Below are 15735 nucleotides of genomic sequence, written 5' to 3'. Positions count from 1 at the left end.
TGCGGGGGCGCGCGGTGGTCGCCTTGCGGCCCGCGGTGCGCGGAGTCCCCGCGACGCTGTCGGCGCGGCCCCCCCCCGATCTTCCCGCGGCGGCGGTGTTGACGACCCGGGTCCACACCGGGCCGGCGCGCGAACTGCTCGGCTGGACCCCTCGCCGAACCCTGCGCGACGCGATCGAGGCGCTCTGGCTCGACGCGCGGCAAGAGCGGAAACCCGCGCAGCCCGTCCGGTGAATTCCTTCACCGGACGGGCTGCGCGGGCGGCAATTCAGACTACGTGCACATCCGGCACGTAGAGAATCCACTTTCCGCCGGCGTCCTGGAATTCCTTCTCCTTCGCCATGACCTCCTCGGCGTGATTCCACGCGAACAACAGCGCGTAATCCGGATAGGGCGAGGAGAACGCGGACGGCGGCCGGACCGGAATGTGCGAACCCGGCATCAGTTTCCCTTGTTTGTCCGGCGTGGAATCGCAGACGTAGGGAACCAGTTCCGTCGTGATTCCGCAGTAGTTGATCGCGGTCGCGCTTTTGGCGGTCGCGCCGTATCCGACGATTGTTTTGCCCTGGGCGCGAAGGTCGCGCAGCAATGTCATGAGGTCGTCGCGGATGACCTTGACGTTGGCCGCGAACTGAGTGAACGTCGCCAGGTCAGCGAGCCCCAGAGTGGCTTCGCTGTCGAGGAATTCCGCGACCGCCGGGCTCGGCTTGCGAGCGCCGGGACGGGCCACGGTGTAGCGGGCCGCGCCGCCGTGCACCGCCAGATGCTCGACGTCGACCAGTTCGAAACCGTAGCGCTCCACCAGATTCCGCACCGACCGCACGCAGAACAGGTAGTAGTGCTCGTCGTAGATCTGGTCGAAGGCCTTGCTGGCCACGATGTCCGCCAGGTAGCGCTCCTCGAAGACGAACACGCCGTCGTCGGCGAGCAGTTCGCCGACACCTTCGAGAACCGAACCGATGTAGGGGATGTGGCTGAACGTGTTGGCGGAGAAGATGACCCTGGCCGGTCCGTCGGACTGCCGGATCGCCGCGGCCGAGGTCTTCTCGAAGAAGTCCACGCGCGCTCGCACGCCGGCACGCTCGGCAGCGCGCGCCGCTCCGGCGGACGGATCCACGCCCAGATGCCGGACGCCGGCCTCGCTGATCGTCTTCAGCATCACCCCGTCGTTGCTGCCGATCTCGACCACGAACGGGTCCGGGCCGGTCAGCTCGGTCTCCAGGAACCGCTTCGCCACCAGCTCGAAATGCTTCGCCATCGAGGCCGATTCGGACGTCCGGTACGGGTAGTCCTCGTGGAACATCATCTCCCGGGGCACCTCCGAGAGCAGCTGCACCATCGTGCAGGACTGGCAGAGCCCGGCGGCCAGGTGGTAGAAGTACTCGCCGTCCGTCCGGCCTGGCACGAGGAACGCGTCAGAAATCGGCTGCCTGCCGAATTCCACGAACTCAGTGACGGTACCGCCGCAGATCCGGCAAAGAGACATGTCGGGACGCCCTTCTCGATCAGGTCCGTGTGCAGAGTGCTCCCCCGGTCGCGTCACGGCGCGCTCCTCGCGGCGACGTGGCGGTCACGGACCGCCTCGAGCAGCTCGATCTGGCGCAGACACGAGGTCTCGTCGACGGTCCGGCCCGCGCGGGCCGCCGAGACGAACCGGGAGAGTGTGGCGGTGACCTGGTCGGCGCGCGGCTGGCGCAGGCGCTGCGAGCCGTCCGGTCCGGCTAGCTCGATCACCGGGTCTTCGTCCGCCGGGGGCTGAAACGGCCGGTGCACCGCGATCCGGCCGCGGTCGCCCCGAAGCTCGTATTCCGCGCGGTACGCGTTCTCCATGCCGAAGGTCAGGTGCGCCGGGATCCCGTCCGGCGTCCGCAGCAGGATCGCGCCCGAGGTGTCGACCTCGTGCCCCGGAGCGTGGCGCAGCACGGTTCCGGCGACGCTCAGCTCTCCGAGGAAGTACATCGCGGCGCGCACCGGATAGATGCCGATGTCCAGCAACGCCCCACCGCCGAGAGCAGCCTGGTACCGGATGTCGCCCTCGGCGCGCGGCGGCACCGCGAAAGTCGCGTGCACCGAACGCAGCTCGCCGATGGCGCCGTCGTCGACCAGCTTCCGCACCGCCTCGTGCAACGGGTGCTGGACGAACATCATGTTTTCCATCAACGCGAGCCCGCGCTCGCGCGCGAGACCGAACAGCCGGGCGGTGGTGGCGTAATCCGCGGTCACCGGTTTCTCCGCGAGCACATGCTTTCCGGCGAGCAAAGCTCGTTCCACGTACTCCGGGTGCAGCGCGACCGGCAGCGGGACGTAGACGGCGTCGACGTCCTCCCGGTCCAGCGCCGCCTCGTAGCCGTGCACCGGCTCGCCGCCGAACACCGAGGTGACGGCCGCGGCCTTCGCCAGGTCTCGACTGGCGACTACGGTCACCTGCAGGTCTGCCATGTCGGCTGCCGCGGGCAGCATCCGGCGCAGTGCGATGTCCGCGCACCCGAGCACGGCCAGCCGCAAGGCGGTCACCGGGTGCCCGAATCCGTGGCGTGCCAGTCCATTCCGTTCAGGCAGGCGAGCAAGGTGCGGGCCTGGACGTTGAGGTAGTGCCCGTGCCGGACCAGCGACGTGAGCTGCTCCGCGGTCGCCCAGAAATAGCCGGGCGGCGGACTGAGCGGAACTTCGGCCGGGCTGGTTTCCACGATCATGTACTGGCTCTCCGCGTTGAGGAAGCGGCCGCCCTCCTCCGAATGCACGGCCGAATAGCGCACCTCCTCCTGGCTCGCGTCGAGGATGAGATCGAGGAACCTCGGCCGCTCGTCCGCCGACGAGTAGTTCTCCGGAATGCACTGCACGGTCGGCGCCAGCTCCACAGTGTCCACGAACCCGCTTTCGACCCGCGCGTGCACCAAAACGTGCGGGACGCCGTAGATCCGCTGGGCGACGAACGCCGCGATCCCGCGCGCCACCGGTTCGATCAGCGGCTGCGCCCACCGCGTCACCTCCCGGTTGCTGGCCTCCACCGAAACGCCGACGACGCGGAAATACCGGCCGTCGGCACGTTCGATCACCGCGCCGTCGCTCGTCCATCCCGGAAGGCCGGCCAATCCGACGCGTTCGGAACGCACGTCGTGCCGCGCCCGTTCGGCGGTGAACCAGGAAAGCAGCTCCAAATCGGAATGCAGGGCTCCGGACCGGTGGGGCTGCCCCGTCGGGGCGCACGACAGCACGGTCCGCGAATCCATGTTGACCAGATTGTCGCAGCCGAGAAGGGATCTGATCTGGCCGAAGGTGAGCCAGCAGAAATTCTCGTCCAGCGGGACGTCCTCTTCGGTCTCGACGATCATGTTGCGGTTGCTCTTGCGGTAGAACCACGCGCCGTGCTCGGACTGCAGCACGTCGGCGAGCACCCGGGAACGGCTGGGGTCGACGAAGTAGTCGAGGTAGCGCACCGGCGAACCGCCGTGCACCCGGGTGTAGTTGCTGTAGGTCGCCTGCACGGTCGGGGAAAGCTGCAGCAGGTTCGGGTTCCCCGGCTCCATTTTGGCCTGCATCAGGCAGTACAGGACCCCGTCGAACTCTTTGACGAGAATCCCGAGAATGCCGACCTCGGCCTGTTTGATGATCGGCTGGTGCCATTCCCGGCGCTGTTCCCGGCCGACCGAGACGTGCAGGCCCTCGACGGCGAAGAACCGGCCGCTGCGATGGACGATGTTGCCGGTCGACTCCTCGAAGGACCAGCCGTCGAGTTCGTCGAGCCGCACCCGGTCCACAGTGAACCGGTTGGCCCGGCCGCGTCCGGCGAACCAGGAATGGAATCCGGCGATCGACAGCAGGCCCGCGTCCGTCACGGCTCGGGAACGCGCGATCCGCTGCGGCAGCGAGTGATCCTCCCTCGGCCGCAGCGAAGACCGGCTCGGAGTTCTCGTGCTGGGCTGCGACATGACTACCTCGCTTCCGTGCCGTCGAATGAATGGGTACACCACGCACCACGGCCGCACGCGATCCGGTGCGGCACGACGGCCGCCCGGATGATCGCGCGGCGAATCGTGATCGACGGCAGGACGGAGCATCCGAATCGGCGCGCTTTCCGGATGCAGCCGGGTTTCTCGCCCGCGAGTCGCGGCGGTCCGCCGGATGCGTCCGGTCGAGGGCCCGCCACCCACGGTCGTCCCCCCGATTTCCGTGCCGCAAAGATAACCGCGTACAAGTGCCCGGCGCTACCGCCGCACCGCACAACGGCGATTCGGCGGCGAAAACGCAGTCAACGGCGCTCAGACGAACACCTGCGACAAGTTGAGCAATGCTCGTCTGCTTGGCACGCTCACCCCTGCCCGCGTCGTTCGCCGAATGGCGCCGGCCGCGGGCAGCGGTTCCGCTTCCCCCATGACAGTGCTTTCGAAAACGTCATCAAGTCAATTGATTTTTCCCGATCCGATGGCGAAAGGCCTCCGCGCGTGCGAATTCTCTTCTGCAGTCTCGGCAGCCCCGGACACACTTATCCCCTGCTGCCCCTCGCCGTCGCCGCGCGCGACAGCGGGCACGAAATCGCTTTCACCACCAGCGGCCAGTTCGAACCGGCCTTGGCCGCGCTCGGATTCCGGCACGAGGAATCCGGCGTGCCGGTGACCGAGGCCTACCAGGAGGGCCTGAAAACCGGCTTCGGCACAGAAAGCTTCGAAAGCCTCGGCCCGGACCAGCTTCGCGAACTGTCGTCTCTCGTTTTCGGCAGGGTGATCCCGCGACGGTCCGCTGAGCAGCTCGCCGCGGTCATCGCCCGAGTCCAGCCGGAACTGGTCGTGCACGACGTGAGCAGCTACGGCGCCGGGCTCGCCGCCGCGGTGGCCGGGATTCCCGCGGTGTGCCACGGAATCGGACGGGAAAGCCCGGACGAGTTCACCGTCGCGATCGAGGAAAAGGTCCGCGCGCTCGCCGGGGAACTCGGGGTCGCGCTCCCGGCGGGCCGGCTGCTGGGCTTCGGCAATCCGTATCTCGACATCTACCCGGATTCGATGCAGGACCGGGAATTGCTGGACTCCGGACGACGGTTCCCCTTGCGACCGGTGCCGTTCTCCGACGACAGCGACCTGCCGGAGTGGGTGCGCACCCGCGACCGCGGCAGGCCGTTGGTGTACCTGACGCTCGGCACGTCCGGCAGCGGCTCGGTGGCGGCGCTGCGTGAGGCGGTCGACGGGCTGGCCGAGCTGGATGTCGACGTGCTCGTGTCCAGTGGTCGTTCGCTCGACGTCAGCGAATTCGGGACGATCCCGCCGCGCGTGCGGCTCGAATCCTGGGTGCCGCAGGCGAAGCTGTTTCCGGAGCTGGACCTGGTAGCGCATCACGGCGGGAGCGGCACCACCCTCGGTTCGCTGGCCGCCGGAGTTCCGCAGCTCTGCCTTCCCTGGGACAACGATCCGTTCGGCAGCGGGGACGCGGTGCTCGCCACTGGTGCCGGATTGCGGCTGCTGCCCGATGAGGTGACGGCGGAGGCGGTGCGGGCGAAGGCGGAGGAACTGCTGTCCGACGCCGGTTATCTTTCCGCGGCGGAGAAAATGGCGGGCGAAATCGCGCGGATGCCTTCACCGGAGGACGTCGCGGCTGAGCTGCCGCGCTTCGCTGGGGCTTGAGCCGTCAACGTCCGGACCGGACCAGCCGGAGCCGCCAGGCCGGAGGCGTCTCCGGCCTGGTCAGAAAAGCGTGCAGACGCCGCTGCACCCGGGGAACCTCAGCTCGCCGAGCACGAAGCTGCTCCCGCGGCACCTCCTCGGCAGACACGAGGTCCCAACCGGGAAACTCCTCGGTCAACGCCTCCGGAGTGGCCCGGGCCGCCCGCGCCCAGATCCACAAAGTGGCCCCAGAGGCCGCCGCCTCGGTGACCTCGCTGGCGTAGCTGCTTCGCCGCGGCAGAGGAATCCCGTGCCAGCAGCCGAAATCCACCAGCAGATCGAATTTCCGGGCGAATCCCAGCTCACGGAGCCGGGTCACGTCGCCGTGCACGAACTCGGCCGCGACCCCGGCGGTGCGGGCGCGGCGGCGGGCCAGCGTGATCGCTTCGGCGACGAGGTCGACCCCGGTGACGTCCCAGCCCAGCCGGGAAAGATAAACCGAGTTACGCCCGGTGCCGCAGCCGAGGTCCAGGGCGCGGCCGGGCGGAAGGGTTCCTTCGGCGAGGCTCCGCAGCCCCCGGTCTGTTTCGAAGCCGTCCCAGTACGCCAAGCCCCGCCGATAGCATCGTTCGTAGTTCAGCGCTTTCCCTGGCAAGGTCTTCATCACCGCGCCCCGCACGAATCTAGCTCTGGGCGTCCCCAGCGCCAGGCGGCGGCGCGGAAGGCGTGAGAGTCAGTTCCGGGCCGTCCATCAGCTGGGCCCAGCGGGTGTAGAAACCGCGGGCTCCGATGTCGTTGAACAAATGCCCGGTGCGCACGTCGAATCCGGGCAGATCGGTGCCGGCCGGATCGTCGAAGCCCATGCCCATCTGGTAGTTCAGCGGGGTGCTGCGGGCGACGAATCCCCGGCCCACCGCCGCGATCTCCGACCAGTTCTCGCTGTCGTCGCATTCGAAGACGCCCGACGAGGAGAACGACACCGTCACGCCGCGGAGCTTCTGCCGCCGGGTCTCCGGGTCGAGCCCGGCCGGGACGGCCACCCAGCCCCAGACTTCCATTTCCTCCGGCCCGCGCGGCTGCCACACCCGCAGCGGCCCGGAATAACCGATGAACGAGAAGTTGGGGAACACCGTGGCGTGCGCGACGGTGACCGTGTCGTTCGAGCCGTGCGGGGACGGTCCCACGCCGTTTCGCTCGTGCATCCGTTGCGTCACGCCGAGATCGGTCATCGCCGCGGCGTGCCCGGCCGCGCTGGAGTACTGGAAGATGCGGCTCGGTTCGGCCATGCCGCCGATCGCCTGCAACGCCGACGCGTGCGTGGTTTCCGCGTGATAGCCGTCGGTGCCCAGCCCCTCGGCGGGCAGTTTCCAGTTGCCCCGGATCCGCCATTTCATCGGGCCGACCAATTCGAGGTCCGAGCCGAGCGTGTCGATGAACGAATCCAGCGCCGGCCGGGCGGTTTCGAGGTAGTCGACGAGCGCCGGGGCGTCCGGGTCCCAGGTGCCGAAGACCATGCCGCGGTAGGACTCGACGCGCGTGACCGGCGTCAGCGACCAGCCCTTCTTGTCCAGCCGGCCGTGGTAGCCCTCGCTCTCGCGGGGCACCTTGACCAGCTCGCCGGCGGTGTCGTAGGTCCAGCCGTGGAAGGAGCAGGTGAACCGCTTGGTGTTGCCGGAATCCTGGCGGCACACCCGCATCCCGCGATGCCGGCACACGTTGAGCACCGCCCGGATGCTGCCGTCGCGCTGGCGCGACACGATGACCGGGTCCTCGCCCATCAGCGCGGCCACGAAGTCCCCTGGCGCGCGCAATTGCGATTCGTGGGTCAGGAAGAGCCAGGAGCGGGCGAACACCGTGCTCAGCTCTCTCCGGTACGTTTCCTCGGAATGGAAGATGTCCGCCGAGACTTTGCCGGTGGTGTCGAAGTCGATCAAATCGGCGTACATCTTCGCGGGCTCCCGTCGCGGTTCGAGGGTCGGATGGCTTCGCAGGGCAGAAGAAGCGCGGTCAGAAGAACAGGCCGAGGTTGTTGGCCTGCACCACGCTTTCGGTGAGATGGATGGCGCGGTTGACGAGCTGGAAATTCAGGTCGGGATGGGCGCGCAGCGTGTCGGTCCGCAGCCCGGAGAACGTGACGGCGTCGTCGGCGAGCCGGTTGCGGTAGACCTGGAAGACGCTGCGGACCAGGTATTCGCCGTCGATGTCGGTGGGTTCGGCGGTGATGTTGGTCAGCGAGCGCACGGTGCGGGCGGGCGGGTTGTCCGACCACGCAGTGGGCTGTTGCAGGCGTTTCACGCGGACCGCCAGCATGTTCTTGTCTTCGTCGTAGTGGTTGAACTCGTCGACGCCGGTGGCTTCCGACAGCAGGTCGCGGTGCAGCCGGTTGCGCCGCACCGGCATGAAGTAGTGCACGTCGTCCGCGATCAGGTCGAACCAGTCGTTGTAGCGGGCCTCGTCCAGCAGCCGCGCTTCGAAATACAGGAACTGCTCGATCTCGTACAGCAGCTCGTGCGGGACCCGGCGCGGCGGCCGGACCGGCGGGGCGTCGTCCGGCCGGGGCCGGTACGCCTGGGACGAAACGACGGGCCCGGTGAATGCGGTCATGCGAAACCTCCTCAGGTGGTCGGGCGCGGGGCCACGGTGATCACGCCGTCGAGCACCGCGACCGTCCAGGTGTCGACGGGTTCGACCGCGGGCATGGTGAGCGCGGCCCCGGTGCGCAGGCAGAACCGGGAGAAATGCGCCGGGCACTCCAGCGTGTCGCCCTCCACGAACCCGTCCGACAGCTCCACGTCGGCGTGCGAGCACTGGTCGGTCACGGCGTAGAGGCCGGTGCCGGTGCGGATCACCGCGACCGGTCCCCACGGCGTCTCGACCGCGCGAGGCTCGTTCAGCGCAAGCTCTTCGTCAGGACACACGGGAAACGGCGCGGTGTTCATCGAACCCTTCGTCATCCGGAACGCCTTCAGGAAACGCGGGTCGCCAGGTAATGCCGGTAGCTGCGCACCGGAGCCTTGTCCGAAACGCCGAGGCCGCTCATCTTCCGGGACCATTTCGCCACCGGCGACATGCTGGCGTCACCGGTGAACGGGGCGCCCAGCGCCGTCAGCAGGCCGTGCTTGGCGATCGTGCGCTTCACCGGGGACAGCCGTTGCTGCGCGAAGGTCTTGCGCACGAAGCTGTCCGGGGCCATGCGTTTCCGGACCGCTGCCTTGACCTGCGGCGAGATGTCGTTCTCCGCCAGCCATTCCAGGCGCGCGCAGCCGGGCATCGCCTTGGCGAAAGTGTCCGCCCGGTGATCGGTGAGAGCGTCGACCAGCGAGAGGTAACCGCCCGGCTTGAGCACCCGGGCGACCTCGTCGAAAAACCGGCCCAGCGACGGATAGCTGTGCGAACTCTCCACATTCACGACCACGTCGAAGGTGCCGTCCTCGAACGGAAGGTTTTCGGCGTCGCCGACGGTGTAGGTGAGCTGTTCGCCGCGCGAGTAGCGGCCGTTCGCCCGTTCGATCGCGGCCTTGGAGATGTCCACTCCGGACAGTTGCTCGGCTCCGGTGACGCGGGAGAGGAAGTTGAGCCCGGCCCCGATGCCGCAGCCGACCTCGAGCACGCGTTTGCCGCGGTAATCGGCCAGTTCCAGCGGAACCTGGGTCAGGGTGTGGAAATACAGCAGCTCGGAGAAACCGTCGGTGCCGAAACTGGTGAATCCGGGCAGGATCTCTTCGACCTGGCGCTCGAGTTTCGCGTCGTAGAAACCCCAGTTCCACAAATCGCCCAGATTCCAGGTGGCGGCGATCATGTCGTACACCGAGGAGATCGCGGCCTTGGTCTGCGCCGCCTCCTGCTCGTTGTAGTCGTCGCCGGCTCCGGCCACGTGCAGCCGTTCGGTCGGCTTCGACAGTTCGTTCAGGTTCTGCGCACCAGGCTCGGTTCGCTTGGTCTGGGCCACCGCCAGTTCCCCCTTGTCCGATTCTGCGTCGCGACGCCGGCCGGTTCCGGTACCGCAGGTGCTCCGCCGGCATGCGAAAAGACGGCGAGGTGCGCGCTTTCCCCGAGGGGGCGCGGAGCGGCCCGGATTTCCCGGGGCCCGTTGTGGATCAACGTACTCGAACCGCGGGGAGTTGAGTAGGGGTCGCTCGCCGGTGCACCCGGTGTGCGACTGAGGAAGGGCATTTCCCTTGCCCCAGAAGGCTTTCCGGCCGCATTTTGCCGCATTTCCGCGAGGGCGGCGGGCTGATCGACTGCGGCCGTCACCCTTCTCCTGGGGCCGAAACCGATTGGTCGGGCCCGCGGTTCTGGATACCGTGGCGGCAAGGCTCGGCGAGAGGCTCCGCGGCAGAAAGGATCCGTCACTCATGTCGGAAATCACCGAGAGCAACACCTGGGTGCGGCGTTTCCACCCGGCCCCGGACGCGCCGGTGCGGCTGGTCTGCTTTCCGCACGCGGGCGGGTCGGCCAGCTTCTACTTCCCGGTGTCGAAGGCGTTGTCGGGCGAGATGGACGTGCTGAACCTCCAGTACCCCGGCAGGCAGGACCGCCGCCACGAGCCGTTGATCGACGACCTCGGCAAGCTGGCCGACGAGGTGGCGAGCGTCCTTCAGCCGTGGCTGGACCGGCCGGTGGCCTTCTTCGGGCACAGCATGGGCGCTGTGCTCGCGTTCGAGACGGCGCTGCGGCTGGAACGCGATCCGGCGTTCAGCCCGGTGCGGCTGTTCGCCTCCGGCAGGCGCGCGCCGTCGACCACCCGCGACGAAGCCGTGCACCTGCGCGATGACGAAGGCATCCTCGAGGAATTGAAGCTGATGAGCGGGACCGACGCCCGGCTGCTCGGCGACGAGGAGATCCTGCGGATGAGCCTGCCCGCCATCCGCGGCGACTACCGGGCGATCGAGACGTACCGGCCGGGTCCGGATTCGGCGGTGCGCTGCCCGATCGACGCGCTGACCGGAGACGCCGATCCGAAAACGACGCTGGCCGAGGCGCAGGCCTGGGAGAAGCACACGACCGGCGGGTTCGACTTGAAAGTGTTCCGGGGCGGGCATTTTTTCCTTGCCCACCACCAGCAGGAGATCAACGCGCTGATCCGGACGCGGACCGCGGGCGGTCCCCGGTGACCGGATCCCCTGTGCAACCGCGGGAATCCGGCGGTCGCACAGCCGCTCGCGGCCGGACGTCCGAATCGTAGTGGGACGGACCGGGTTGGGGAAGCCCGCTCCGTCCGGCCTTCGGCGGTCCCCTGCTACCCCATCACCGGACTAGTCTCACAATTCGGGCATCTCCTGTGCGCGGCCGGGTAGAGTTGGCTCTTGTCGGACTGCTGGAGGAACCGGTGAGTCATCCACCCTACGAGTTCGGCGTACTGGGGCCGCTGGAACTGCGCGCGCACGGTACGCCCGTGCCGGTCAACGCGCCGACACAGCGGGTTGTTCTCGCGGCTTTGCTGCTGCGCGCGAACAAGGTCGTGACGCTCGGCGAACTCACCGAAATCGTGTGGGGAGCCAGCGTTCCCGCGCAGCCGACCACCGCGTTGCGCGTGTACATCATGCGGTTGCGGCGGCTGCTCGGGCGTTCGGAGATCATCCGGACCACGCCGACCGGCTATCTCCTCGAGGTTCCGGACGACGCGCTCGACCTGTACCGCTTCCGCGACCTCACCGTCCGCGCGGGCAGGCAGGCGGCGGACGGCGATCTCGCCTCCGCCGTCCGGCTCTGGGACGAGGCGCTGGCGCTGTGGCGGGACGAGCCGCTGCTGAACGTGCCGTCGGATTCGCTGCGCCGGTCCGAGACGCCGCAGCTGGTGGAGGCCCGGCTCCGGGCCGAATGCGAGCGGATCGAAGCGAAGCTCCGCCTCGGCGAGCATCAGGAGGTGGTGAGCCACCTGCGCAGGCTGACCGCGGAGTACCCGTTGCGCGAACAGTTCTGGCATCAGCTCATGCTCGCCTTGCACGCGGTGGGCAGGCAGGCCGAGGCGCTCAGCGCGTACCGGACGATCGTCGACGCGCTCGCCCGGAACCTGGGGACGGAGCCAGGCCCGGAACTGCAAAGCCTCTTCCACGCCATCCTGAACGACGATCTCGACCTCAAAGCGCCCGCGGTGGAAGCCGTGCGGGCGTCCCGGCGACCGGTCCCCGCCCCCGCGCCCGGCGTGTCCCAGTTGCCGCCCGCGCTGGAGCCGTTCGTCGGGCGCGCGGCCGAAATCGAACGGATCGGCCGCCTGCTGGAGACCTCCGAGGAGGGGGCGGTGCCGGTCGTGACCGTGTCCGGCCCGCCGGGGGTCGGCAAGACGGCCCTGGCGGTGCGGCTGGCGCACCAGCTGCGCTCCCGCTTCCCGGACGGCCAGCTCTACGTCGACCTGCGCGGTTACTCGGCCAAACCGGCGCTCTCGACGCCGTCGGTGCTCGCCCGGTTGATGCGGGCGCTCGGCCTCCCCGCCGAACGCACCCCGGTGGAGGAGGAAGAGCAGGTCACCGCCTACCGCGCGCTGCTGGCGGGCAAACGGGTGCTGGTCATGCTGGACAACGCCGCCTCCGCCGCGCAGATCCGTCCGTTGATCCCGGGGGCTCCGGGCTGCGCCGTGCTGGTCACCAGCCGGAGCGAACTCCGCAGCCTCGTCGCGTTGAACGGAGCCCATCTGGTCCGGCTCGACCTGTTCGAACGGCAGGCTTCGGTGTCCCTGCTCGGCACGCTGCTCGGCGAGCAGGTCGTGGCGGAGCAGTCCGAGGCGGTCGCGCGGCTGGCCGACCTGTGCGGGCATCTGCCGCTGGCGCTGCGGATCGCCGGCGGCAATCTCGCGGGCAGGCCGAGTCCCGACATCAACGCCTACAACCGGTCGTTCGAGGAAGGGTCCTGGGCACACGCGCTGACCGTGGAGACCGAGGAGGACATCGCGGTCCACCAGGCGTTCGACCTGTCCTACGCGGGGCTGAAACCCGAGGTCCAGACGATGTTCCGGCTGCTCGCGCTCGCCCCGGGCACCGATTTCCCCGCCGACGCCGCCGCCGTGCTCGCCGATCTTCCGCGAGCCGACGCCGTGCGCACGCTGGAACAGCTGGCCGAGGCGAGTCTCCTGCACCGGCTGCCCGGCGACCGCTACCACCTGCACGACCTGCTGCGGGAGTACGCGGCCCGGCGCGGGGAGTCCGACGACGACCCCGAGTACCTGGAACGCGCGAGAGCGCGGCTGCGCGACTGGCATCTGCGCACCGCCGACCAGGCGGTCCGGACGCTGTACGGCGAACTCCCCCGCTACACCCGGCCGCAGCCCTCCGCGCCGGCCGACCTCAGCCGCGCGGAGGCGCTGCGCTGGCTCGACGCCGAGCGCGCCAGCCTGATGGCGTTGGTGGAGCACTGCGCCGAACACGGCCCGCGCGAGGTTTCCTGGCAGCTCACCGAGATCCTGGATTCCTACCTCAGCGTCAACGGGCACCAAGTCGACCTGCGCGCCGCGGCGACGACCGGCCTGCGTGCCGCGCGCGAGGCGGGCGACGCGTCCGCCGAGACCGCCATGCTGATCCCGCTGATCCGCGAATGCCAGCTGGCCGGCGACCTGGCGAAGGCGGAGCGGTACCTGGCCGAGGCGCTGGACGAGGCCAACGCGGCCACGCCAGGACGGCCGATGGTGCTCGTGCTCGACGGCGGCATCCGGCTCGACCTCGACCAGCTCGACGCCGCGCGAGACCGGTTCCGCCAGGTCGCCGAACTGGCCAAGAGCGGTCGGGTGCCGCCGATCGTGCGGCTGAAAGCGTTGCTGGGACTGGGTTACGTGCGACTGCTGCAGGGCGAGTTCGCCAGCGTCCAGCCGCTGCTGGGCTCTGCGCGGAAACTGGCCGAACAGATCGGGGCGACCATCGAACTGGTCGAGTCTCTGTTGCTGCTCGGCCATTCCCACCTCGCGCTGGGGCATCCCGGCCCCGCGGCGGAATACCTTCTCGAAGCGGTCGACCGCGCGGAGGCGTCGGGCACCCGGCATCACCACGTGGAAAGCCTCGGCCAGCTGGCGATCGCCCTGCTGGCGGCGGGCGATCCCGCCAAGGCCGCCACCATCGGCGAACGCGCCCTGGCTTCCGCGGCGAAACTGGGCAATCCTCGGACCACGGCCAACGCTTGGAACGTCGTCGGAACGGTCCGCCTCGGGAGGGGCGAAGTCAACGAAGCCGTGCAGGCGTACGAAAACGCGCTGGAGCACTCGACGGAGGGCACCGTGCACCGCTACGGCATGCTGGAAGCCCTTCTGGGGCTCGCCAGGGCGCATGGTGAAGCCGCTCGGCCGAAGACCGCGTTCAGCCACGCGAGTTTCGCCCTCTCCGGGGCACGGGACAGCGGCTACCGCTATCACGAAGGTCTCGCCAGGGGAATTCTCCTCCAGCATTCGCGCGGCACCGTGCCGCAGACCTTCTCCTGATCTCCGTGCGGGCACAAGCCCGCGAGACGCGGTCGCAAGTCCCCGCCTTCGGCTACAGTCGAAGACAGGCCTTGCCGCGCCGATTCGCATTCCGACGTCGACCGCGCAGTGCGGCAGTGCCGCGATCCCCTTGGCCCGCGCCGGAAAGCGCGCGTTTCGAAAGGTGCACTGAGCATCGTGACAACCGGACAAAGTCTTTCCCCCGCCGAATTCACCCTTCCTGACGGCCGGGTGATCTTCTGCACCAACCAGCGCAACGCGGAACTCATCTGGCACGAGATGTCCACGAGCATCTACCTGCGCGAACAGGAAAAACTGCCCGACAACGCCACCATCATCGACGTCGGCGCGCATTTCGGCCTCTTCTCGCTGCACACCGCGGGCGGCCTGGCGAACGCCAAGGTCATCGCCTGCGAACCGGCCCGCGCCACCTTCGACTGCCTCTCCCGCAACTTCGCCGCACACCTCCCCGGCGGCATCGCACTCCAGACGGCAGTCGCCGACCGGTCCGGAACCGTTGAGCTGACTTACTATCCGGGCAACGAGACCATCGCGACGATCGAGGTCGACGAAGAGGACGACCAGCGCAACATCTCGGCCGTCTTCGCCAACGTCGGCGCCGATCCGTCGCAATCGCAGGCATATTGCTCGGACCTTCGCCGCGACGCGGAACGCTACCCGGTCCCGGTCACCACCGTCGCGCAGCTGTTCTCCGACCACGACTTGGACACCGTGGACCTGCTCAAGATCGACGTCGAACGGGCCGAACTGGCTGTGCTGCAAGGCATCGGCGAGGAAAACTGGCCGAAGATCCGCACCGTCTCGGTAGAGGTGCACGACCTGGACGGCAGGCTGAACCAGGTACTGAGCCTGCTGACCGCGAAGGGCTACCGGACCGAGCAGCTGCAGCAGGACCTCTACAAAGGATCGAGCGTCCACATTGTCCGGGCGCACCGCCCTTAAGCCCTCCCTTGCCAGCTAGTCTTTCCGCCCCCGGCAACGCGATAGGTTGACTTCATGGCCACCCAAATCACGGCTACCGAAGAACTGCTCGACTATGTCCGGGAGATCTCCGGTTCCGAGGACCAGGTGCTAGCCGAACTGCGCACCGAAACCGCCGAACTGCCCGGCGGCACCGCGATGCAGGTACTCCCGGAAGAAGCACGCTTCCTGGCCCTTCTGGTGCGCCTGACCGGTGCCACCCGAATCCTGGAAATCGGCACCTTCACCGGCTACAGCACCCTCTCCATGGCCCGCGCCCTCCCCGCGGACGGGCAACTCATCACCTGCGACCTCAACCCGAAATGGGTCAAATTCGCGAAACCCTACTGGGAACGAGCCGGAGTCGCCGACCGCATCGAACCAAGAATCGGCGACGCAGGAACGACCCTGGACGAACTGGCAAGCGAAGCGACAGCAAGCTTCGACCTAGTCTTCATCGACGCCGACAAGGCCAGCTACCCGAAATACTACGAAAAATCCGTAGACCTAACCCGCCCAGGCGGCCTGATCGTCCTGGACAACACACTCTTCCTAGGCCGAGTAATCGACCCGTCCGCCGACGACCCGGACACCCGCGGCATTCGCGAGGTGAACCGCCTGATCCGCAAAGACCCCCGAGTAGACATCTGCGTACTGCCACTCTCCGACGGCGTAACCCTGGCCCGCCGCAAAACCCCCTGACGTCCCCCGCCCAAGGTGCCGTGAGGGGACCCCTGAGGGAATCTGATTCCCTCAGGGGTCC

General features: G+C 68.4%; 14 protein-coding genes. 6 read left to right on the top strand and 8 right to left on the bottom strand.

The window, feature by feature from the left end:
* Nucleotides 1-233, top strand: a 233-nt coding sequence (locus tag ACWGIC_RS41815; RefSeq protein WP_452081499.1) for a hypothetical protein, incomplete at its 5' end; no start/stop codon positions are given.
* Nucleotides 234-267: 34 nt separating this feature from the next.
* On the opposite strand, the gene ACWGIC_RS41810 is transcribed toward ACWGIC_RS41815, so the two are convergent.
* The 3 genes from ACWGIC_RS41810 to ACWGIC_RS41800 are packed head-to-tail and all read right to left on the bottom strand — an operon-like array spanning nucleotide 268 to nucleotide 3928.
* The gene (locus tag ACWGIC_RS41810; protein ID WP_452081498.1) at nucleotides 268-1485 is read right to left on the bottom strand and encodes a class I SAM-dependent methyltransferase; all 1218 of its coding nucleotides are present in this window, start codon (nucleotides 1483-1485) and stop codon (nucleotides 268-270) included.
* A gap of 53 nt (nucleotides 1486-1538) precedes the next feature.
* The gene (locus tag ACWGIC_RS41805; RefSeq protein WP_452081497.1) at nucleotides 1539-2513 is read right to left on the bottom strand and encodes a Gfo/Idh/MocA family protein; all 975 of its coding nucleotides are present in this window, start codon (nucleotides 2511-2513) and stop codon (nucleotides 1539-1541) included.
* Nucleotides 2510-3928: an NDP-hexose 2,3-dehydratase family protein gene (locus ACWGIC_RS41800; RefSeq protein ID WP_452081496.1), complete on the bottom strand. Its 1419-nt coding sequence runs from the start codon at nucleotides 3926-3928 to the stop codon at nucleotides 2510-2512. The genes ACWGIC_RS41805 and ACWGIC_RS41800 overlap by 4 nt, the downstream gene beginning before the upstream one ends.
* Before the next feature lie 513 nt (nucleotides 3929-4441).
* Between ACWGIC_RS41800 and ACWGIC_RS41795 the strand changes: the two genes are divergently transcribed.
* Entirely contained in the window at nucleotides 4442-5611 is a 1170-nt protein-coding gene (locus ACWGIC_RS41795; RefSeq protein WP_452081495.1) for a glycosyltransferase, read from the top strand.
* A gap of 4 nt (nucleotides 5612-5615) precedes the next feature.
* Here ACWGIC_RS41795 and ACWGIC_RS41790 read toward each other — a convergent pair whose 3' ends face one another.
* The 5 genes from ACWGIC_RS41790 to ACWGIC_RS41770 form a co-directional block, all read right to left on the bottom strand.
* Nucleotides 5616-6254, bottom strand: coding sequence for a class I SAM-dependent methyltransferase (locus ACWGIC_RS41790; protein WP_452081494.1), 639 nt, complete (start codon nucleotides 6252-6254; stop codon nucleotides 5616-5618).
* Nucleotides 6255-6273: 19 nt separating this feature from the next.
* Nucleotides 6274-7536 carry an aromatic ring-hydroxylating dioxygenase subunit alpha gene (locus ACWGIC_RS41785; protein WP_452081493.1) on the bottom strand — a complete coding sequence of 421 codons (1263 nt, stop codon included), beginning with the start codon at nucleotides 7534-7536 and terminating at the stop codon, nucleotides 6274-6276.
* Between the two features lie 61 nt (nucleotides 7537-7597).
* Nucleotides 7598-8194 carry a 3-phenylpropionate/cinnamic acid dioxygenase subunit beta gene (locus ACWGIC_RS41780; protein WP_452081492.1) on the bottom strand — a complete coding sequence of 199 codons (597 nt, stop codon included), beginning with the start codon at nucleotides 8192-8194 and terminating at the stop codon, nucleotides 7598-7600.
* 11 nt (nucleotides 8195-8205) lie between these two features.
* Nucleotides 8206-8544, bottom strand: coding sequence for a non-heme iron oxygenase ferredoxin subunit (locus tag ACWGIC_RS41775; RefSeq protein ID WP_452081491.1), 339 nt, complete (start codon nucleotides 8542-8544; stop codon nucleotides 8206-8208).
* 11 nt (nucleotides 8545-8555) lie between these two features.
* On the bottom strand, nucleotides 8556-9539 hold the full coding sequence (locus tag ACWGIC_RS41770; protein WP_452081490.1) for a class I SAM-dependent methyltransferase: 984 nt from the start codon (nucleotides 9537-9539) through the stop codon (nucleotides 8556-8558).
* Between the two features lie 406 nt (nucleotides 9540-9945).
* Here ACWGIC_RS41770 and ACWGIC_RS41765 point away from each other — a divergent pair, with 406 nt between their 5' ends.
* The 4 genes from ACWGIC_RS41765 to ACWGIC_RS41750 all read left to right on the top strand — a co-directional run bounded on the left by ACWGIC_RS41765 (nucleotide 9946) and on the right by ACWGIC_RS41750 (nucleotide 15674).
* Nucleotides 9946-10704 carry a thioesterase II family protein gene (locus ACWGIC_RS41765; protein ID WP_452081489.1) on the top strand — a complete coding sequence of 253 codons (759 nt, stop codon included), beginning with the start codon at nucleotides 9946-9948 and terminating at the stop codon, nucleotides 10702-10704.
* A gap of 215 nt (nucleotides 10705-10919) precedes the next feature.
* Nucleotides 10920-13991 carry a BTAD domain-containing putative transcriptional regulator gene (locus ACWGIC_RS41760; protein ID WP_452081488.1) on the top strand — a complete coding sequence of 1024 codons (3072 nt, stop codon included), beginning with the start codon at nucleotides 10920-10922 and terminating at the stop codon, nucleotides 13989-13991.
* A 177-nt stretch (nucleotides 13992-14168) separates the two neighbouring features.
* Complete coding sequence (locus ACWGIC_RS41755) at nucleotides 14169-14954, top strand: FkbM family methyltransferase (protein ID WP_452081487.1); 786 nt, start codon at nucleotides 14169-14171, stop codon at nucleotides 14952-14954.
* A gap of 54 nt (nucleotides 14955-15008) precedes the next feature.
* On the top strand, nucleotides 15009-15674 hold the full coding sequence (locus ACWGIC_RS41750) for an O-methyltransferase (protein ID WP_452081486.1): 666 nt from the start codon (nucleotides 15009-15011) through the stop codon (nucleotides 15672-15674).
* Nucleotides 15675-15735: the final 61 nt, after the last annotated feature.

This window comes from Amycolatopsis sp. NPDC054798, from assembly GCF_053611505.1.
This window is presented reverse-complemented; position numbering and strand designations above follow the sequence as displayed.

Excerpts from the sequence above, each read along its gene's own strand:
- ACWGIC_RS41775 (WP_452081491.1), bottom strand. The coding sequence starts at position 8,544 with ATGACGAAGGGTTCGATGAACACCGCGCCGTTTCCCGTGTGTCCTGAC.
- ACWGIC_RS41790 (WP_452081494.1), bottom strand. The coding sequence starts at position 6,254 with ATGAAGACCTTGCCAGGGAAAGCGCTGAACTACGAACGATGCTATCGG.
- ACWGIC_RS41750 (WP_452081486.1), top strand. The coding sequence starts at position 15,009 with ATGGCCACCCAAATCACGGCTACCGAAGAACTGCTCGACTATGTCCGG.
- ACWGIC_RS41785 (WP_452081493.1), bottom strand. The coding sequence starts at position 7,536 with ATGTACGCCGATTTGATCGACTTCGACACCACCGGCAAAGTCTCGGCG.
- ACWGIC_RS41765 (WP_452081489.1), top strand. The coding sequence starts at position 9,946 with ATGTCGGAAATCACCGAGAGCAACACCTGGGTGCGGCGTTTCCACCCG.
- ACWGIC_RS41780 (WP_452081492.1), bottom strand. The coding sequence starts at position 8,194 with ATGACCGCATTCACCGGGCCCGTCGTTTCGTCCCAGGCGTACCGGCCC.
- ACWGIC_RS41810 (WP_452081498.1), bottom strand. The coding sequence starts at position 1,485 with ATGTCTCTTTGCCGGATCTGCGGCGGTACCGTCACTGAGTTCGTGGAA.
- ACWGIC_RS41800 (WP_452081496.1), bottom strand. The coding sequence starts at position 3,928 with ATGTCGCAGCCCAGCACGAGAACTCCGAGCCGGTCTTCGCTGCGGCCG.